Source organism: Streptomyces sp. sk2.1 (genome assembly GCF_008120935.1).
In the GTDB taxonomy this organism is placed as follows: domain Bacteria; phylum Actinomycetota; class Actinomycetes; order Streptomycetales; family Streptomycetaceae; genus Streptomyces.
In genome coordinates this window covers 108451-128385 of the sequence record NZ_RDBO01000084.1, presented here as the reverse complement: position 1 = coordinate 128385, position 19935 = coordinate 108451, and the positions used below count along the sequence as shown (strand labels likewise).

Below are 19935 nucleotides of genomic sequence, written 5' to 3'. Positions count from 1 at the left end.
GCACGAGCCCCGACCCCAGCCCCTCGGATTCCGCACCCGGCTGCCCCACCGACTCGCCGAGCCCGAGCCCGGACCCGACCGACCCGTCCGGCGGCACCGACTCGCCGCCGCCCGGCCCGGGAACGGGCGAGGACCCGTGCGCCACCCCGTCCGGGACGCCGTCAGCCGGCTGAGAACACCTCGGCCAGGTCGTACCGCACCACCTCCTCCAGCTGCGCGTACGTGCAGCCGGCGGGGGTGCGGTCCGGCCGCCACCGGCGGAACCGGGCGGTGTGCCGGAACCGGTCGCCCTCCATGTGGTCGTACGCCACCTCGCAGACCCGCTCCGGGCGCAGCGCCACCCACGACTGGTCCTTCTTCCCGGACCAGCGGTTCCGCGCCCCGGGCAGCCGGGCGGCCTCGTGCGCCCGTTCGTCGGCCCAGGCCGCCCACGGATGGTCCGGGAAACCGACGCGCAGCGGCTCCAGCTCGGCCACCAGCTCCTCGCGGCGCCGCATCGGGAAGGCCGCGCAGACCCCGACGTGCTGCAGCACCCCCTCGGAGTCGTACAGGCCGAGCAGCAGCGAGCCGACGACCGGACCACTCCGGTGGAAGCGGTACCCCGCCACCACGCAGTCGGCGGTCCGCTCGTGCTTGACCTTGTACATCGCCCGGACGTCGGGCCGGTACGGCAGGTCGAGCGGCTTGGCCACCACACCGTCGAGTCCCGCGCCCTCGTACCGCTCGAACCACTGCCGGGCGACCGCCGGGTCCGTGGTCGCCGGTGCGAGGTGCACCGGGGGCGCGGCACCGGCCAGGGCCTCCTCCAAGGCGGCGCGGCGGCCGGACTGCGGGGTGGCGAGCAGCGAGTCGTCCCCCAGCGCCAGGACGTCGAAGACGACCAGGTCGGCCGGGGTCCGCTCGGCGAGCAGCCGCACCCGGGAGGCGGCGGGGTGCAGGCGCTCACCGAGCCGGTCGAAGTCCAGCCGCCCCTCGTGCGCGATCACGATCTCGCCGTCGACCACGCAGCGCTGCGGCAGATTCTCCCGGACGGCGGCGACCAACTCGGGGAAGTAGCGGGTGAGCGGCTTGCCGGTGCGGCTGCCGATCACCACCTCGTCGCCGTCCCGGTGCACGATCGCACGGAAGCCGTCCCACTTGGCCTCGTACTGCATGCCCGGCGGGATGTCCTTCACGGACTTGGCGAGCATCGGTTTCACGGGCGGCATCACCGGAAGGTCCATGGTCGGATTCTCACCCGTGGAACCGCATAATTCCTCCGATGTGCGGCACGGTGGAGCCCGGCCTACCGTGACCGTCATGGGCGCAGCGGCGAAAGCGGTGGAGCTGGAGGTCGACGGACGGGCCGTACGGCTCTCCCACCCGGACAAGGTCTACTTTCCGGAGAAGGGCTACACGAAGCGGGACGTGGCCGAGTACTTCCTGGCCGTGGGCCCCGGCATCACCCGTGCCCTGCGCGACCGGCCGACGACCCTCCAGCGCTTCGTGGACGGCGTCGACGGCGAGTCCTTCTACCAGAAACGGGCCCCGAAGAACCTCCCCGACTGGATCCCCACCGCCGCGATCACCTTCCCGAGCGGCCGTACCGCCGACGAGATCCGCCCCACCGGCCTCGCCGCCGTCATCTGGGCGGCCAACCTCGGCACGCTCACCTTCCACCCCTGGCCGGTCCGCGGCGCCGACACCGACCACCCGGACGAACTGCGCATCGACCTCGACCCGCAGCCGGGAACGGACTACGCCGACGCCGTGCGGGCCGCCCACGAACTGCGGTCCGTGCTCGACGACCACGGGCTGCGCGGCTGGCCCAAGACCTCCGGGGGCCGGGGCATCCACGTCCTCGTCCCCATCGAGCCGCGGTGGACCTTCACCGAGGTCCGGCGCGCCACCATCGCGGCCGGACGCGAACTGGAACGCCGGATGCCGGACCGGGTGACCACCGCCTGGTGGAAGGAGGAGCGCGGCGAGCGGATCTTCGTCGACTTCAACCAGGCCGCCCGCGACCGCACGATCGCCTCCGCCTACTCCGTACGCGCCCGCCCCCACGCCCCGGTCTCCGCCCCACTGCGCTGGGCGGAGCTCGACGACGCCGAGCCGCGCGACTTCGACATCCGGACCATGCCCGGGCGCTGCGCCGAGGCGGGCGACGTGCACGCGGACCTGGACGAGCACGCCTTTCGGCTCGACGGACTGCTGGAACTGGCGGACCGGGACGAGCGGGAGCGCGGGCTCGGCGATCTGCCGTACCCGCCCGATTACCCGAAGATGCCGGGCGAACCGAAGCGGGTCCAGCCGAGCCGGGCCCGACACGAAGAGGATGAGGACGGCGAGGGCGGCGAGGACAGAAGGGACGGCGGGGGATGAGCGTGCCGGACCCGGAACACCCGGCCTCCCACGGAACGCACGGCCGACCGCAGAGCCGGCGTCAGAGATGGGCCGCGTACAAGGACTCGCCGTACTTCCCCGCGACCGTCCTGGTGTTCATCCTCGCCGCCGCGGCCGGGCTCTTCGCCGGTTCCTACACCTACGCGATGGCCAACCCGACCCCGCACCTCATCCCGACCGCCGTGGTGAGCCGACCGGTCACGGGAAACGAGAAGGAGTTCGTCACCGGCATGGACGAGGCGCTCGACGCCTCGCTGGAGATCCACCCGTTCGCGACCCGCGCACAGGCCCGCGAGGCGCTGGAGAGACAGGAGGTCTTCGCCATCGTCCGGGCGGTCGGGCCCGGTGTCTCGCTGGACGTCGCGGGAGCCTCCGGCGCCGCCGTCGCCCAGCTCCTCACGGAGTCCGCGGTCAAGGTCGGGACCGGGATCGGGGTGCCGGTCACCGTGCGGGACGTCAAACCCCTGCAACGGGGCGACCCGCGCGGGCTGGCGCTCTTCTACATCTCGCTCGCCGCCGTCATCATCGGCTTCGTCGGCGCGATCCAGCTGAACGTGCACGTCCCCGCCCTGATCCCGCTGGAGCGGATCGCCTTCACCGTCGGCTACTCGCTGCTCGGCGGGTTCGCCATCGCCGCGGTGGTGGACTGGTGGCTGGGCGCGGTCGATCTGCCGTTCTTCGAGTCCTGGCTGATCCTGGCGTTCACGATGTTCACCTCGGGCATGGTCTTCGTCATGTTCAACACCCTGATGGGGCGCTGGGCCATGATCCCGACCTGGGGCGTCATGGTGCTCCTGGGAAACCCCTCGTCCGGCGGGGCGGTCTCCTGGCCGCTGCTGCCGTCCGTGCTCGGCCACGTCGGGCGCTGGCTGCCGCCGGGCGCCTCCGTCAGCGCCCAGCACACCGCGGTCTACTACCAGGGCCACCAGCGGCTCTTCCCGTACCTGGTGCTGGGGGCCTGGTCGGTGCTCTCCTGCACGGTGTTCTGGGTGTGGCGCCACCGGCACCCGGGCGGCCGTGACCACATGCCCCGGCACGCGGTCACGGCCACCTGATCAGGGCCGGTCTACAGCTCCTTGACGCGGATGTCGCGGTACGAGACCACGTCCGTGGTGCCGTGCACCTGGAGACCGATGTAGCCGGAGGCGTACCGCCGGCCGTCGGTTCCCGGGTCGTCGCCCCGCGGCGGCTCGAAGACCTGACCGCCGGTGTTGTCGAACTCGTTCAGCAGGACCCCGTTGCGGTAGACCGAGTAGTGCTGGTCCACCACCCGGATCTCGTAGTCGTTCCAGGTGCCCTTGGGGGTGACCCCGGCGCCGGCCAGGCCGACCCGGTCGAAGCCGTAGACCGAGCCGGTCTTGTACATGTCGCCGTCCGGCCGGTCGAGGATCTGCACCTCGTGGCCGTACTTGATGGCGACCCACTCCGGACGCGACTCCTCCGGGTTGTCGTGGACGTTCGGGAAGCGGACGAACACGCCGCTGTTGGCGTTGCCCGCGCCGGGGGCGTCGTCGCGCCACTGGAGCTTGAGCGAGAAGTCGCCGTACTGCCGGCCCGGGAACCAGAGCATGCCCATGCCGTCGACCGTGGTGGAGCTGGTGATCGTGCCGTCCGGATTCAGCCCGAACTTCCCGCCGCCGACCTGCTGCCATTTGGCGAAGGACTCCGCCGTGCCGTCGAAGAGCTTCTTGTAGCCCTCGTCCTGGCCGGGCCCGCCGATCCCCGACTGCTTGGCCGCCCGGTAGATCTTCCTGTGCTCGCGGGCGTCGATCACCCCGGCGGCGAGCAGCTTGTCGAGGACCTTGTCGACGTGCTTGAGGAACAGCGCGTGCGACGACCAGTCCTTCTCGTCCTCGATCAGTTCGTTGATGGTGCAGCGGTTGCCGGTGACGCGGTTGGGGACGCCGGTGTCGACCGTGCCGACGATGACGGTGAGCCGCTCGTCGAACTCCGGGCAGTTCGGCGCGGGTACGCCGCCGCCCTCCGCGACGGTGAACGAGACCTGCTTCGCCGCGGAGGTGTTCCCGGCCCTGTCCGTGGCCCGGTGGGCGACGGTGTGATGGCCGACGCGGTCGACGATGACGGTGGTGGTGTACGCGAGGTACGGGCCGCCGTCGAGCGAGTACTCGACCTTGTCCACGCCCGATTCGGCGTCGGTCGCGGTGATGGTCACCTCGGCACTGGTGATGTAGGCGTTGTCGGAGTTCTTGGTGCCCTCGACCTTCGCGGAGGTCTCCGGCGGGGTCTTGTCCTGCGTCGGCGGTGCGACGACGGTGAAGTCGGCCGACTTCTCGGCCGCGGTGTTGCCCGCCCGGTCGGTGGCCCGGTAGCGGACGGTGTGCGTACCGGTCTCGTGCACCATCACGGGCGCGGTGTACGGCTGCCAGGCGCCGGCCGTGCCGAGCGCGTACTCGATGGTGTTGACGCCGGAGCCGGTGTCGGAGGCGGTCACGGTGACCGTCGCCATGCCCAGGTAGCGCCCCTGGTCGTCCTTCTCGCCGGACACCGTCGCCGAGGTCTCCGGCGGGGTCTTGTCGTCCGTCGGCGGTGCGACGACGGTGAAGTCGGCCGTTTTCTCCGCGGCCGTGTTGCCCGCCCGGTCGGTGGCCCGGTAGCGGACGGTGTGCGTACCGACCTCGTTCACCACGACCGGTGCGGTGTACGGCTGCCAGGCACCGTCCGCGCCGAGCGCGTACTCGACGGTGTCCACGCCCGATCCGTCGTCGCTCGCCGAGACGGTGACCGTGGCCTGACCGATGTACGCGCCGTCGGCGTTCCGGTCGCCGTCCACCTTCGCGGAGGTCTGCGGCGCGGTGGTGTCCTCACCGCCGCCCTCGGTCACGACGAGGATGCCCTGCATCGCCTCGTGGCCCGGCATGGTGCAGTGGTAGAAGTACCGGCCGGGGGTGAGCGTGACCTCGGCGGTGTGCCTGCCGCCCTGGTCGTCGCCAGGGTTGGCCAGGATGTTCAGCGCGACGTCGTCGTTGAACTCCGGGTCCGAGACGCTGAAGGTGAGGGTGTGCGGCATCCCGGTGGTGTTGCCGGTGGCCGCGCTGTTCTCGAAGACGATGGTCGCCCGGCCGGCCACCGCGGTCTTCGGGGCGGACAGATAACGGTCGATGGGGTCGCCCGCGGTCCAGGTGAGGACCTGATCGGCCGCCGTGCCGGCGGGGTTCGCCGTACGGCCGTACGCCGCCGTCGAGGTCAGCCCCAGCACCATCAGGAACGAACCCAGCAGGGCGAGCCACAACCGGGCGGGTCGGTACCGCTTCCGGGAGAGGACCGGACGATGTCTCACCGCACTGCCGCCTTCCTGGCCAGGTCGTCGGCGGCCGGGGTCGGACCGCCGCCCTTGTACGTCACGCGCCACAGCGCGGACTTGGAGTCGGAGGTGAAGAAGCCCCGCCCGTAGTCCAGGACGTACAGCGAACCGTCCGGGGCGAACTTCCAGTCCATCAGGTTGCGGATGCCGTCGGCCCCGACCGGGACGATCTTCCTCAGGGACTCGGCGTGCGTGGGCAGACCACCCCTGCCGACCGTCTTCGGATCGGTGAGCACGGCGTGCCGCGGCTGGTCGCCGTCGTAGAAGTCGCCGATGAACCACTTGCCGTCCCAGTACGCGGGCCACTTGTCGGGGCTGGTGCTCGCCGCGTCGTACCGGTAGACCGGTCCGTTCATGGTGGCCTGGCCGCCGCCCTTGAGCCACGGCAGCAACTGCTTCTGGTCCTCGGCCTCGTAGCTCGGGACGCCGTTCTCGTCGCGCGGGTAGTCCACGCCGCCGCCCTGCGGCGAGTACCAGATGGTGTTGGAGGTGACCGGCGGCAGATTCACCAGGCCGTCGTTGTTCGGCGACTCGTTCTTCGGGTGGTCGCAGTCGTACCAGCCGAGCGGCTCGGCGGGGTCGGGCAGATTGCGGTCCCGGTAGGGCTGCTTGTTGCCCATGCAGTACGGCCAGCCGTGGTTGCCCGCCTTCGTGATCGCGGCGAACGTGTCGTACTTGGCCGGGCCCCAGGTGGTGGACGGGGCGCCCGCGTCCGGGCCGACCCAGCCCGCGTACAGCGTGTCGGTCGACTTGTCGACGGAGATCCGGGCCGGGTTGCGCACGCCCATCACATAGATCTCGCCACGCGTCCTGCCACCGCCCTCGTCCGGCTCCTTGCCGGTGAAGAGATTGCCTTCGGGGAGTGTGTAGGTCCCGTCGTCCTCGGGGTGGATGCGCAGGATCTTCCCGTTGAGGTTGTTCGTGTTGCCCGCGGTGCGCCGGGCGTCGGCGAACGAGACGCCCTTGTGGCTGGGCTGCGGGTTGTTCCCGGAGTAACCGCCGCTGAAGCCGGAGGAGTTGTTGTCACCGGTCGCGATGTACAGGTTGCCCTTGGAGTCCCAGGCCATCCCGCCGCCCGCGTGGCAGCAGCTGTGGACCTGGACGGGCCAGTGCAGCAGCACCTTCTCCGAGGACGGGTCCAGCCTGTTCGTGGCGAGATCCAGGGTGAAGCGGGAGACCTGGCGCACCGCCATCTGCTTGTCGCGGTCGAGCTTCGCGTGCGGGGTGTAGTGCAGGTACACCCAGCCGTTCCGCTCGAAGTCCGGGTCCAGCTCGATGCCGAGCAGCCCCTCCTCGACCTTGATCAGCTCGTCGCCGCCGCCCTTGTTGCCGAAGACCGTCAGCTCACCGGCGAGGGTGACCTCCCTGGTCTTCGGGTCGTAGACGTGGATCTGCCCCAGGCCCTTGCCGACATTCGGGTCGTTCCAGTCGGTGACGACCGGCCTGCTGCTGTCGGCACCGCCGCGCCCGATGTACAGCACGCGTCCGTCGGGGGCGGTGACCAGTCCGTGCGGCTCGCCGATCTGGTCGTTCTGCCCCGGCCGGTTGGGCCGGGTGACGCGCTCGGCCGTGTAGTTGGAGTCGATGGTCGCCTTGCAGTCGGCCTGCGAGAGCCGGGTCGTCCAGTTCAGCGCGCCGCGCAGATGGTCGCGGAAGTCGCTCTCCGCGAAGCTGTCGACGGTGCCGCCCATCGCCGTGTAGAAGGACCGGCCGCCGTCGTAGTCGCGGCACCAGGAGACCGGGTGGTCCCAGCCGTTGGCGCTCGCGCCCGGATCGTAGGTGATCTCGCGGACGCGTGCCACGGTGTGCACGTCGCCGGACGGGTTCTTCGTCCAGTTCAGCCACTTGTCGGGGCGCTTCCACTCCAGCGGCAGGTTCTTCGTCGCCGGATGCTGCCGGTCGCCGACCTCGACCGTGGCGCGCTGCACGGAGGCCGGACCGTTCGCCGCCGGACGGGCGCCGACCAGACCGGTGAACCAGTCCGAGTACGGCTCGGTCCGTGCCGCGTCATGGATGCCGAGGAAGCCGCCGCCCGCCTCCATGTACGCCTCCAGACCGGCCTCCTGCTCCGGATCGAGGACGTCGCCGCCGCCGGTCAGGAAGACGACGGCGTTGTACCGGCCGAGCTGCTTGCCGTTGGTGAAGACGGCGGGGTCGTCGGTGGCGACGGTCCGGAACCGGCCGGCCTCCGGGCCGGTGAGCCCGATCCGCTCGATCGCCGCGATACCGGCGTCGACGGTCGGGGACTCCTCGGTGGCGGAGGCGTGGAACACCAGCACCCCGACATTGGCGCCGCCCGGCGGCGACGGCAGGGACAACGTTGTCGCCATGGAGTCGGACGGCTCCGGATACGGCCTGGCGTCGGCCTGGCCGGCGCCGAGCAGGGAAGCGGTCAGGGCGACTGCCGAAAGGCCGACGACGAGTCCGCGTCGCGATCTGGACCGGTGATGTGGTGTGCGCTGCATGTGGTCACCCACCCCTCTTTGGTCACTGCAACAGCGGATGAAGCTAGACCTCTTTTCGCGGTCCGCCAATAGCTATGGCGGCAATTGAACGAACTTTGTCCTGGGTGTGGATGAACGAGGATTCCCCGGCTACGGTGTGGGCCGTCCGGAGGTCCGTCCTCGGCTTCACCGATCCATAGGTTCCTCAACATCCTTGGCGCAGTGGGGAGTTCGGCATGGACAGAAGGAGTTTCAACCGGAGGGTGCTGATCGGCGGCGGAGTCGCGGCGGCGACCAGCCTGACATCGTTGTCCCTCGGCTCGATCGAGTCCGCCTCGGCCGAGCCCGTGCCGAGGACCGCCCCGGCGGGCGGCGAGGTGCGCCATCTCAGGCTGTACGCCGAGAAGTTGGCGGACGGCCGGATGGGCTACGGCCTGGAGAAGGGGAAGGCGACCGTCCCGGGACCGCTCATCGAGATCAACGAGGGCGACACCCTGCACATCGAGTTCGAGAACACCATGGACGTGCCGGTCAGCCTCCACGCGCACGGCGTCGACTACGACATCGCGAGCGACGGCACCCGGATGAACCGGAGCGTCGTCGAACCCGGCGGCACCCGCACCTACACCTGGCGCACCCACGCCCCCGGCAGGCGCAAGGACGGCACCTGGCGGCCGGGCAGCGCGGGCTACTGGCACTACCACGACCACGTCGTCGGTACGGATCACGGCACCGGCGGCATCCGCAAGGGCCTCTACGGCCCGCTCGTCGTCCGGCGCGAGGGCGACCTGCTGCCGGACCGGACGATCACGATCGTCTTCAACGACATGACGATCAACAACGAACCGGCCGACAGGAGCCCGGACTTCGAGGCCACGGTGGGGGACCGGCTCGAAGTCGTCATGATCACGCACGGCGAGTACTACCACACGTTCCACATCCACGGTCATCGCTGGGCGGACAACCGGACCGGCCTGCTCACCGGCCCCGACGACCCGAGCCGGATCATCGACACGAAGATCGTCGGCCCGGCGGACTCCTTCGGTTTCCAGATCATCGCGGGCGAACACGTGGGCGCCGGGGCCTGGATGTACCACTGCCATGTGCAGAGCCATTCCGACATGGGCATGGCCGGGCTGCTGCTCGTCGCCAAACCGGACGGCACCGTACCGGGCCACGAGCCGCACGGCGCGACGGCCCACCGCACGGCCGCGCACGACGGGGCGTCGCACGGCAAGGACGCGCGTGGTGGGGCGTCACCCGGCGGGGCGGCGCCGGACACCCGGTGACCACGTGCCTGCCAAAGGCGCGGGCACCGGCCCCGGCGGCCGACGCGCGTGCGGCCCGGTCGGTGCGGACGCGCACGCGGGAGAGGCCGGCACCGAGCCGGGCCCCACGCCGGTGCGGGCCGCCCCGTCCGGGGCCGGTCACCCCCGCGGGCCCGGCGCGGTCAGTTCTCCGGCACCGTCCCGGCCGCGTCGGCGGCCAGGCGCAGTTGCTCCTCCTCGACGATGCGCCGGGCCAGCGCACCGTCCGACACGTCCACGGCGTCCGGTGTCGTCTCGGCGACGTCGCTGCGCCGGGCGTACATGTCGAACAGCCGCTCCTTGCGGGCCAGGATGTCCAGCATCCGTTCGTCGACGCTGTCGGTCGCCAGGAGCCGGTGCACCCGGACGGTCCGTATCTGCCCCATCCGGTGGGCGCGGGCCACCGCCTGGTGCTCCATGGTCGGTTTGATCTGCGGTTCGCAGAGGATGACCACCGACGCCGCCTGCATGTTCAGCCCGACCCCGCCGGCCTGGATCTGGCTCAGCAGCACGGCATGGCCGTCCACGGCGGCGAAGTCGTCGATCAGCCCCTGCCGCCGGGCGGCCGGGACGTTCCCCGACAACGGGCCGAACACCCGGGAGTCCAGGGCCTGTCCGACGGTGAGGAGCACCTCGCGGAAGTACGAGAACACCACCACCTTGAGCCCGTTGTCGGCGGCCTCCGCCACCAGCTCGCGCAACCGGTTCAGCTTCGCCGACGTGGCGGGCCGGGCGTACGCGGCCCGGCGCATCCGCATGAACTGCCCGGCGCCCACGGCCTCGCGGTAGGCGGCGAGGTCGTCCGGGCTGAACTCCTCCCACTCGTCGACCTGCACCACCGACGGGAGTTCGGCCAGCACGTCCTCCTGGTTGCGCCGCAGGTAGGCCGGGGCGACCGCCCTGCGGAACGCGAGCGAACCGGCCGCCCCGTGGGTGGTGTGGATCGAGGGCGCCAGTTCGGGCTGGAGGTGGCGGACGAGGCTGCGGAACTCCTCGACCCGGTTCTCCATGGGCGTACCGGTCAGGAACAGCACCCGGTCGGTGCGCTGCGTCCAGCCGGAGACGGCCCGGGAGCGCCGGGTCTCGGGGTTCTTGACGTAGTGGGCCTCGTCGACCACCAGCATCCCGGGCCGTATGCCGCAGTCCCGGGCGTCCGGCAGGGTGTGCAGGGCGTCGAACGTGGTGAGCGCGACCCCGCCGGTGCGGCGCCACTCGTCGAAGGCGCCCTGCCGCTCGGGGCCGTGCACCGGCAGGGTGCGCAGGGTGGAACGGGCCCGGACCTCACGCGCCCAGTTGATCAGCACGCTCGCCGGGCAGACCACCAGGAAGTGCGTCTCGCCCCGTGCCGAGAGGTGCGCGAGCGCGGCGATGGCCTGGACGGTCTTCCCCAGCCCCATCTCGTCACCGATGATCACCCGCTTCTGCGTGAGCGCGAACCGGGCGCCGAACGACTGGTAACCGCGCAGGGAGACCCGCAGCCGGGCGTCGTCGAGCCGCAGATCACGCACCCGGTCCGCCATCGCGGACGGGAGGAACCCCTCGGCCGCGTCCCGGTCGGGCCCGGTGCCCGACAGCTCGGCGATCAGGCTGTAGTACTCGGCGGACCGCAGCTCGAAGTCCACCCATGCCGCGACGTCCGACTCCGCGTCCCGCAGCAGATCCACCGAGACCTGCCCGAACAGCGCCGGGAGCCCGCGCCCGGCCGCCCCGGCGACGGCCTCCCGCACCCCGCCCACGGCCTCCATGACCCGGGAGCGGGCCTGCCGCCGGGCGAACAGCATGCGCAGCCGCCCCCCGGCCGGTGCCGCCTCGGTCAGCAGGGGCTCCAGGCGCCCGACGAGCCGGTTCGCCGCGTCCACCGCGCGGCGGACCTCGGGACCGGCCTCGACCAGCCGGTGCAACGCGATGACCAGCGCGGTCGTGGCCTCGTCCGGGGCGTCCACGTCCAGCCGGACCGTGACCGTGTCCCGCACCGCGTGGGCGATCTGCCCGGCGGCGGCCAGCGCCTGGTCGGCGGTCTGCGCACCGACCCCGGGAATCTGGCGCAGCTCGTAGCGGTTCGCCCCGTGCACCCGGCCGACGGTGGTGAGACCGGCCTGCTCGATCGCGCCGATCCGCAGCCTGCCCTCGGTGACGTCCCTGAGCCGGGACACGGGGATGGCGGCGAGCTCCCGGCCGACCAGGGAGTCGACCAGCGGATCCAGCGCGGCGCGCACGGCGTCCACGGCGCGGGTGTGGTCGGCGAGCACGGCGCGCGCGGTCTCCAGCAACTGCCCGGCCCGCACCAGCAGTTCCCGGGCGGCCCTCCCCGTGGGCGCGTCGACCCCGCCCGGTCCGGCCTCTGTCATGTACGTTCCTCTGTCCGCGCGGCCCGGCCGCCGTCCTGCCCGGCACCCGCCCCCGGCCGGTTCATATCGTGCCACGCGGTACCGACAGGGCCGCCGGCTCAGGGCGCGGGCGGGCGGCGTTCCGCCGGGGAGAGCAGCAGCACCTCCAGGGCGCGGGCGCAGGAACGGGCCTGCGCCAGGAACCAGTCGATGCGCCCGTCCGTGATCACGGACGGCGTGGCCCGGACCGCCAGGGCGAAGCGGGCGTGCCCCGCGCCGTCCAGCACCGGCACCGCCAGGGTCCGTACCCCGTGGGCCGACTCGCCGTCGTTGAGCGCGTGGGCATCGGCCCGTACCTTCGCCAACTCGGCTTCGAGCAAAGCGGGTTCGACGATCGTGCGGTCCGTGAAGGCGGGCAGCGGAGGAAGCGAGAAGGGGCCGCCCTCGCCCGGCCGGGCCCAGGCCAGCAGGACCTTGCCGAGCGCCGTGGAGTGCAGCGGCCTGCGCAGCCCCACCTTCGGGGTGACCGAACCACCCGCGACGATCACCGCGTGGGGACCGCTGCGCAGCGCCAGGTCCGCCGTGGCGCCGGTGCGCTCGGCGAGATCGCTCAGCTCGGGGGCGGCCAGATGCAGACCGCGCTGGTGGTACGAGAGCCGGCCCAGCTCGGTCACGGCGGGGCCCAGCCGGTAGCGGGACGTGCGGACGTCCTGCTCCAGGAAGCCCGCGCCGAGCAGGGTGCGGGCCAGACGGTGCGCGGTGGAGGCGGAGAGGCCGAGGCGACGGGCGAGGTCGGAGGCGCTGAGGTCGGGGCCGTTGTCGTGGAAGCAGTGCAGGACGTCCAGGGCGCGCCGGACCGCCTGCGCTCCACCGGGCGCGCGCACTGCCGCGGCCTCGGTCATATCGGTTCACTCTCCGCTCATGAGGGGGTGGCAGGGGGCATCGGGTTGCCACACTACGGGAGCCGGAGAGCCGGGAAACCGGTCGGTGAAACACTGTGTTCACACCGAATCCCACATCATGGGAAGCGAGTTGTGCGGTGGTCGCGGGGCGTGGCAGTGTGCAGCACGTCAGCACCGACGAGCAGAAGGGAGCAGTGCCATGGCCGGCCGCCGAACCGCGACCCCCGCCCACGCCGCTCCGTCCCTGCTCGCCCTGACGCTGCGCCGCCACATCGATCTGGCACGGGTCTCCAGCGCCACCTGTCGCTGACCCCCTCGCGTTCCCCTTTCCCCTTCGCGTTTCCCCCTTCCCCTCCGCCGCGCCACGGCACGGCCGGGGCCCTCGGCCGTACCCGGTGCCCACATCCCGGCGTACCGGCCACCACTCATCCGCTTCGCCGACTTCCGGGAAGACACCCCCATGACGCATGCCGTCCTGCCCAGGACGCTCTGGTTCACCCGCTGCCCCGTACCCACCGCCACCGGCATCGCCGCCGACCGGAACTGGCTCGCCGAGGAATTCGCCCGCGACGGCATCACGGTGCGCTCCCTCCAGGACGCCGCGCCCGGCGCCGACCGGGCCGCCCACTTCACCCACACCCTGCCGGGCCTCTTCCGCGAGGGCGGCAACGTCCCCGCCCTGTGGGCCCGTTCACGCGGGGAACGGACCCGGCTGATCGGCCTCACCTGGATCGAGGAACGGCAGGCCGTACTCGTCGCGCCCGGCTCCGGCATCCGGGGCACCGAGGCCCTGCGCGGGCTCCGGCTCGCCGTCCCGGCGCACGACATCGCGATCGACTTCTGGCGGGCCATGGCGCTGCGCGGCTTCGAGGGCGCGCTCGCCGCCGCCGGACTCGGGCCGGACGACGCCGAGTTCGTCGACGTCCCCGCCGCCGGGCACGAGGGCCAGTGGGCCGCCGAACTGGCGGCGCTGCGCCGCGGCGACGTCGACGCCGTGTACGTGAAGGGAGCACTGGCCGTCGAGGCCGCGCGACGGGCCGGTGCGGAGGTGGCCGTCGAACTCGACGAACTGGCCGACCCCCGGTTCCGGATCAACAACGGGACCCCGCGCCCCATCACCGTCCACCAGGAACTCCTCGACCACCGCCCCGACCTCGTCGACCGCTTCCTCGCCGTCCTGCTCAGGGCCGCCGACTGGGCCGCCGGACAGCCCGGCGAGGTCGCCCGCATCCTCGGCGCCGAGACCGGGGCGGGGGCCGACGGGGTCGCCGGAGCTTACCGGCCGGGCACCCACCGCACCCTCCACCCCGACCTCTCCCCGGGCCGTCTCGCCCTCCTCGCCGAACAGGAGGCGGGGCTGCGCGCCCACGGCTTCCTGCCCGAACCCGTCGACGTCACCGCCTGGGCCGACCCCGAACCGCTGCGCCGCGCCGCCGCACTGCCCACCGCCCCGCCCGTACCCCGAGCCGTGAGGACCACCGCCCCATGAACATCCCCCGATCACCACGCAGGACCGTCGCCCCCGCGCTCCTCACGGCCACCGCGCTGCTCGCCCTCACCGCCTGCGGCACCTCCGAGGCCGACAGCGGTTCCGGTGCCGGGAAAACGGTCGAGATCCGCATCCCCGACCCCGGCAACTCCGGGGTGCTCGCCCTCGGCAAGAAGGACGGCAGCCTCGACAGGGCGCTCGCGAAGGTCGGCGCCGAGGTGCGTTGGACCGGCAGCGCCGGCCCCTTCGCCCCGGCCGCCCAGGCGATGAACGCCGACCAGCTCGACATCGCCACCGGCTCCATCACCTCCGGCATCACCTCGCTCGCCCAGCGCCCCGGCTTCAAGTTCTTCACCGCGACCGACCCGGACGCGGCGGGCGAGGGCATCCTCGTCAAGAACGGCTCCGGCATCACCTCGATCAAGGACCTGGTCGGGAAGAGGGTCGCCGTCAACCAGGGCGGCACCGGCGAGTACCTGCTGCTGAAGGCACTCGCGAAAGCCGGCGTCCCCGCCGACGAGGTCGAGCGGGTCCATCTGCGGCCCGACCAGACGGCCGCCGTCTTCAACGCCGGCAAGGTCGACGCCTGGGCGGTGTGGGCGACGTACGCCGTGGCCGAGATCGGCAGCGGCAGGGCCCACTTCGTCGCCGACGGCGCCGCGATCGGCTCCGACAACTACAGCCTCAACGCCGTGCGCACCGAGTTCGCCGAACAGCACCCCGAGATCGTCAAGGCGCTCTACCGCTACCTCCACGACGCCAGCGCCGAGGAGAAGCGGGACCCGGCCGCGTACCTCAACGTCTTCACGGACGTCGGCCCGACCGCCGTCACCGGCAGGGCGAAGGAGGTCCAGACCCGCTTCACCCGCCGGGGCGGCACGGTCGACCCCATCGGCCCCGAGGACGTCGAACGCTTCGAGGCCGTCGCCGACTTCTACGCCGAGCAGAAGGTCACCGAGGACAAGGTCGACGTCGCCGCCCACCTCCTCGACATCGAGAAGCTGAAATGAGCGGGACCGTTCCGCCCCCCGGCCTCGTCCGGCCGCAGCCCCGGCGGTACCGGGCCCGCGGCCGGACCTATTCCGCGACCGTCCGGGCAGCCGGCCCGATCGCCCTCCTCGCCCTGTGGTGGGCGGCGTCCGCCACCGGACTGCTCACCCCCGACGTGCTCGCGTCGCCCGCCGAAGTGCTGCGCGCGGTGGGCGAGTTGTGGGGCAACGGACAACTGCCCGACGCGCTCACCACCTCCCTCACCCGCTCCGGGCTCGGCCTCCTCATCGGGCTCGCGGCCGGACTGACCCTCGGCATCACCACCGGATTCACCCGCCTCGGGGACGAACTGCTCGACTCCTCCGTCCAGACCCTGCGCACCATCCCGTTCCTCTCCCTGGTGCCCCTGTTCATGGTCTGGTTCGGCATCAACGAGACCGCGAAGATCCTCCTCATCGCCGTCGCCACCACCTTCCCCATGTACGTGTCGACGACCAGCGGGGTGCGCGACACCGACCCCAAACTCATCGAGGCCATGCGCAGCTTCGGCATGGGCCGCCTCGCCCTCGTGCGCCAGGTCGTCCTGCCCGGCGCCCTGCCCTCCCTGCTCGCCGGACTGCGGCTCTCCATGACGCTCAGCGTCATCGCCCTGATCGCCGCCGAGGAGATCAACGCCACCGCGGGCATCGGCTATCTGATGTCCCAGGCGCAGAGCTACGCCCGCACCGACATCCTCGCCGTCTGCATCCTCGTCTACGGACTGCTCGGACTCACCGCCGACGTCGTCGTACGGCTCCTGGAGCGCGTACTGATGCCCTGGCGCACCCCACAGGGAGCCACCCGATGACCACCGATCCGAACCCGCGGACCGCGGTGCGGGTACGGGGACTGCGCCGCGTCTTCGGCGACCGCGCCGTCCTCGACGACCTGCGGCTCGACATCGCCCGCGGCGAGTTCGTCGCCCTGCTCGGAGCCAGCGGGAGCGGCAAGACGACCCTGCTGCGCATCCTGGGCGCGCTCGACGCGGCCGACGGGGGCGAGGTGCTCGTCCCCCGGGCCCGCACCGTCGTCTTCCAGGAACCCCGCCTCGTACCGTCGAAGAAGGTCCTCGCCAACGTGACCGTGGCCCTGCCGCGCGACAGGGCCGGACACGGGCTGCGGGCCCTGGCCGAGGTCGGCCTGGAACGGCACGCCGATGCCTGGCCCGGCACCCTCTCCGGCGGCGAGGCGCAGCGGGTCGCCCTCGCCCGCGCCCTGGTCCGCGAACCCGAACTGCTGCTCCTGGACGAGCCGTTCGCCGCGCTCGACGCCCTGACCCGGCTGCGGATGCAGGACCTGGTGGGGGAGTTGTGCCGCAAGCACCGGCCCGCCGTCCTCCTCGTCACCCACGACGTCGACGAGGCGATACGCCTCGCCGACCGGGTCGCCGTCCTGCGCGGCGGCCGGCTCGTCACCGACGAACCGGTCGCCGTCGACCGGCCGCGCGACCCCGGCGACCCCGCCTTCGCGGCCCTGCGCCGCCGCCTCCTCGAAGACCTCGGGGTGGGGTCCGCCTCGCCCCCCGGGACGGTCCCGAACCCCGTCGAAGCCCCCGAACGTACCGAAGTCGGAGTGATCTGAATGACCATCACCATCGGTGTGCACAGCAGCAACCCGTCCCTCTACCACCTGTACCACCTCTCCCGCCTCGGCCTCGCCCGGGAGGAACTGGCCCCGCTCGGCGAGAGCGTCGTCTTCCACCCGTACACCGACGGCGTCCGCACCGGCGAACTCCTCAGCCGGGGCGTCATCGACTTCGGCGGCACCGGCTCCACCCCGCCCGTCACCGCCCAGGCGGCCGGACACGACATCGTCTACACCGCCGTCTCCGCCCCGCGCCCCGAACACGGTGCGCTCCTCGTCCCCGAGGACAGCCCCGCGCGCACCGTCGCCGACCTCAAGGGCACCACCGTCCACCTCGCGATCGGCTCCTGGCAGACCCACCTGATCGCCAAGGCGCTCGACGACGCCGGGCTCTCCTACGCCGACGACATCACCGCCGTCCGCGGCGGCGACGACAGCGAGGAACTGCTGCGCACCGGAGCCATCGCCGCCTGGGTGGCCCAGGGCGACCGACTGGCCGCCGCCCGCCGCACCGGCGGACTGCGCACCCTGATCCGCACCGGCGACGTCATCACCGACCGCTCCGTCTTCTTCACCCGCCGCGACCTGGCCGAGAGCCGCCCCGAAATCGTCGAGGCCCTCACCCGCGCCCTCCGGCGTGCCGACGACTGGGCGGCGGCCCACCCCCGCCGGGCCGCCGAGATCGCCGCCGCCGACCTCGGCGGATCCGCCGACGACTGGGAGACCGCGCTGCGCGCCCTGCCGTGGAGGATCGAACCCGTCACCGACGCCTTCATCGCCGAACAGCAGGAGGCGGCCGACATCTTCCACCGCATCGGCTTCATCGAACGCCCCGTCACCGTCGCCCAGGCCCTGGCCGGCGCCGGTGCGGACCGGGCGGCGTGACGACATGGCGACCGAAGTCCTCTGGTACGTCATCCCGCGCGAAGGCGCCTACCCCTGGGAACCCGAGGGGCGCCGCCCGGTCGACCTCGGCTACCTCGCCCAGCTCGCCGGCGCGGTCGAACGCCTCGGCTACAGCGGCGCGCTGCTCGCCACCGACCTGTACGACGTCTGGCCGCTCGGCAGCGCGCTGGCCGCCTCCACCAGCACCGCGTTCAAGCCGCTGTTGGCCGTCCACCCCGGCCTGATCTCGCCCACCCTGCTCGCCAAGATGGCCCTCAGCTTCGACACCCTCTTCGGCGGCCGGCTGCGGTTCAACGTCGTCAACGGCTCGACGAAGGCCCTCCAGGAGTACGGGCTGCACGTGGAGCACGACGAGCGGTACGAACTGAGCGCCGAGTACTGGTCGATCGTGAAGCGGCTGACCGCCGGTGAGGTCTTCGACCACAAGGGCCGCTTCTACGACCTGAAGAACGCCGGTGCCTCCTTCGGGGACCTGAAGCCGGTCCAGGAATCACACGTCCCGCTGTGGTTCGGCGGCTCGTCCGACCCCGGCATCGAGATGGCGGCCGAGCACGTCGACACCTTCCTGACCTGGGGCGAACCCCCGCACCTGCTCAAGGAGAAGCTGGAGCGGGTCAGGGCGCGGGCCGCCGCGTACGGGCGCACGCTCAGGATCGGGCTCCGCCTCCACCTCATCGTCCGGGACACGCAGGACGAGGCGTGGGCGGCGGCCGACCGGCTCCTCGACGTCACCAGCGACGCCACGTACGCCCGTCAGTTGGGCGGCCGGGCCGGGGAGGACGGCGTGGGCTGGCAGCGCCAGTTCCGCCAGCACGGCGGCAGGGTCCCGGCCCGCGCGAGGGAACTGGAGGCGCACCCCAACCTGTGGCCGGGCATGAGCCTGTTCCGGCCGGGCCCCGGCACGGCCGTCGTCGGTTCGACGGCCCAGGTCGTCGAACGCCTCAAGGAGTTCGAGGACCTGGGCGTCGACACCTTCATCCTCTCCGGCAACCCCCTGCTGGAGGAGGCGTACCGGGTGGCGGAGACGGTGCTCCCCGCCCTGGGCGTCACGCGCTGACCGGCCGGTGGCGGGACACCGGAGCGTGCCCGCCCCCGAGGCCGGGTTTTCGGGACTTCCGGACTTTTTGCCGCCCCGTGCACGGAGTGGCGGGGTTGCGCGCACGGGGTGGCCCGGTGGCAGACTGGCGCCCGGGCCGGTGAAGTGGCGGGAGGCACGGGCCGGTTCCGTACCGCAGGGTCGGCAGCCGGACCTCGCGGAGTCGGCCGGAACGTGTCGGCGCGCCGCATTGATGAAGCGTTGATCGGTTGTTTATCGCGACCGGGCACGGTGGACCCCATGCTGATCAACACCGCGGCCGACACCGCACTCGCCTGGCAGGAGACAGCGCTGTGCGCCCAGGCGGGGCCCGAGTTCTTCTTCCCCGCCCCCGGCAGCTCCACCCGCGAGGCCAAGCAGCTCTGCAGCGCCTGCGAGGGGCGGCTGGAGTGCCTGGAGTACGCCCTCGCCAACGACGAACGGTTCGGCGTGTGGGGCGGGCTCTCCGAGAAGGAGCGGGAGCGGCTGCGCAGAACCGGTCGCGGCGGGGCCTGAGACCGGGCCCACCGGTCGGCACGCCCGCCCCGGGGGACACGGCCCGTCGGCCCCGGGGCCGGACCCGTTCCGGCCCCGTCCCGGACGGCCACCTCGGCCTGGCACGATGTCCGCATGACCGATCAGGACAGAGACGCCCTGCTCGCGGCAGCCGTACGGCTGCGCACCGAGGGGCACAAGGAAGAGGCCCGGCAGCGGCTGCTTTCCCTCTCCGCCGCCTTCCCGGCCGATGCCGAGGTGGCGTACCAGACCGCGTGGGCCCACGACGTGCTCGGCCTCGAAGCCGAGGCGGTGCCGTTCTACGAACGCTCCCTGGCGGGCACCGGGCTGTCGGAGGAGGACCACCGGGGCGCACTGCTCGGCCTCGGGAGCACCTACCGCGTGCTCGGCCGGTACGAGGAGGCGGTCGGGCTCCTGCGCGGCGGTCTCGAACGGTTCCCCGGCGACGGGGCGCTGCGGACGTTCCTCGCCATGGCCCTCTTCAACACCGGCGAGCACCACGAAGCCATGCGGCTGCTGCTGGAACTGCTCGCGACGAGCAGCGACGACCCGTACGTGCAGAGGTACCGGGAGGCGATCGAGTACTACGCGCAGGACCTGCACGCCACGATGTGAACCCGGACGGGCCCGCCCCCGCCGGGGAACGGGC

The 19935-nt window shown here is 72.3% G+C and carries 17 protein-coding genes and 1 pseudogene; 12 read left to right on the top strand and 6 right to left on the bottom strand.

The features are described from left to right. Positions 1-161: 161 nt before the first annotated feature. On the bottom strand, positions 162-1223 hold the full coding sequence (locus tag EAO76_RS38825; protein ID WP_148840956.1) for an ATP-dependent DNA ligase: 1062 nt from the start codon (positions 1221-1223) through the stop codon (positions 162-164). 97 nt (positions 1224-1320) lie between these two features. Between EAO76_RS38825 and ligD the strand changes: the two genes are divergently transcribed. After that, the gene (gene ligD, locus EAO76_RS38820; protein ID WP_148840968.1) at positions 1321-2364 is read left to right on the top strand and encodes a non-homologous end-joining DNA ligase; all 1044 of its coding nucleotides are present in this window, start codon (positions 1321-1323) and stop codon (positions 2362-2364) included. Continuing rightward, a complete protein-coding gene (locus tag EAO76_RS38815; protein WP_148840955.1) occupies positions 2361-3440 on the top strand; it encodes an ABC transporter permease in 1080 nt (359 codons plus the stop codon). The genes ligD and EAO76_RS38815 overlap by 4 nt, the downstream gene beginning before the upstream one ends. Before the next feature lie 11 nt (positions 3441-3451). Here EAO76_RS38815 and EAO76_RS38810 read toward each other — a convergent pair whose 3' ends face one another. Continuing rightward, positions 3452-5605 (bottom strand): OmpL47-type beta-barrel domain-containing protein, encoded by a 2154-nt coding sequence (locus EAO76_RS38810; protein WP_399463563.1) that lies wholly within the window; start codon positions 5603-5605, stop codon positions 3452-3454. 74 nt (positions 5606-5679) lie between these two features. Beyond that, positions 5680-8172: a ThuA domain-containing protein gene (locus EAO76_RS38805; protein WP_148840953.1), complete on the bottom strand. Its 2493-nt coding sequence runs from the start codon at positions 8170-8172 to the stop codon at positions 5680-5682. Positions 8173-8387: 215 nt separating this feature from the next. Here EAO76_RS38805 and EAO76_RS38800 point away from each other — a divergent pair, with 215 nt between their 5' ends. Continuing rightward, positions 8388-9440 carry a multicopper oxidase domain-containing protein gene (locus EAO76_RS38800; RefSeq protein ID WP_148840952.1) on the top strand — a complete coding sequence of 351 codons (1053 nt, stop codon included), beginning with the start codon at positions 8388-8390 and terminating at the stop codon, positions 9438-9440. Between the two features lie 10 nt (positions 9441-9450). Here EAO76_RS38800 and EAO76_RS46955 read toward each other — a convergent pair. From EAO76_RS46955 to EAO76_RS38785, 3 genes and pseudogenes are all read right to left on the bottom strand, one after another. Continuing rightward, positions 9451-9582, bottom strand: a pseudogene (locus tag EAO76_RS46955) (DUF4157 domain-containing protein); the annotation flags it as partial. 19 nt (positions 9583-9601) lie between these two features. Beyond that, a complete protein-coding gene (locus tag EAO76_RS38790; protein ID WP_148840951.1) occupies positions 9602-11806 on the bottom strand; it encodes a DEAD/DEAH box helicase in 2205 nt (734 codons plus the stop codon). A 98-nt stretch (positions 11807-11904) separates the two neighbouring features. Further along, a complete protein-coding gene (locus EAO76_RS38785; protein WP_148840950.1) occupies positions 11905-12687 on the bottom strand; it encodes an IclR family transcriptional regulator in 783 nt (260 codons plus the stop codon). A gap of 199 nt (positions 12688-12886) precedes the next feature. Between EAO76_RS38785 and EAO76_RS47415 the strand changes: the two genes are divergently transcribed. From EAO76_RS47415 to EAO76_RS38745, 9 genes are all read left to right on the top strand, one after another. Next, a complete protein-coding gene (locus EAO76_RS47415; RefSeq protein ID WP_316248401.1) occupies positions 12887-12997 on the top strand; it encodes a putative leader peptide in 111 nt (36 codons plus the stop codon). Between the two features lie 150 nt (positions 12998-13147). After that, the gene (locus EAO76_RS38780; RefSeq protein WP_148840949.1) at positions 13148-14176 is read left to right on the top strand and encodes an ABC transporter substrate-binding protein; all 1029 of its coding nucleotides are present in this window, start codon (positions 13148-13150) and stop codon (positions 14174-14176) included. Then, entirely contained in the window at positions 14173-15186 is a 1014-nt protein-coding gene (locus EAO76_RS38775; protein ID WP_148840948.1) for an NrtA/SsuA/CpmA family ABC transporter substrate-binding protein, read from the top strand. The genes EAO76_RS38780 and EAO76_RS38775 overlap by 4 nt, the downstream gene beginning before the upstream one ends. Beyond that, entirely contained in the window at positions 15183-16013 is an 831-nt protein-coding gene (locus tag EAO76_RS38770) for an ABC transporter permease (RefSeq protein WP_148840947.1), read from the top strand. The genes EAO76_RS38775 and EAO76_RS38770 overlap by 4 nt, the downstream gene beginning before the upstream one ends. Then, entirely contained in the window at positions 16010-16786 is a 777-nt protein-coding gene (locus EAO76_RS38765; protein WP_148840946.1) for an ABC transporter ATP-binding protein, read from the top strand. The genes EAO76_RS38770 and EAO76_RS38765 overlap by 4 nt, the downstream gene beginning before the upstream one ends. After that, entirely contained in the window at positions 16787-17674 is an 888-nt protein-coding gene (locus tag EAO76_RS38760) for an ABC transporter substrate-binding protein (RefSeq protein ID WP_148840945.1), read from the top strand. A gap of 4 nt (positions 17675-17678) precedes the next feature. Beyond that, positions 17679-18752, top strand: coding sequence for an LLM class flavin-dependent oxidoreductase (locus EAO76_RS38755; protein WP_148840944.1), 1074 nt, complete (start codon positions 17679-17681; stop codon positions 18750-18752). Positions 18753-19031: 279 nt separating this feature from the next. Then, positions 19032-19286 (top strand): WhiB family transcriptional regulator, encoded by a 255-nt coding sequence (locus EAO76_RS38750; protein ID WP_148840943.1) that lies wholly within the window; start codon positions 19032-19034, stop codon positions 19284-19286. Between the two features lie 114 nt (positions 19287-19400). Next, positions 19401-19901, top strand: a complete 501-nt coding sequence (locus EAO76_RS38745; protein WP_148840942.1) for a tetratricopeptide repeat protein — start codon at positions 19401-19403, stop codon at positions 19899-19901. Positions 19902-19935 lie beyond the last annotated feature (34 nt).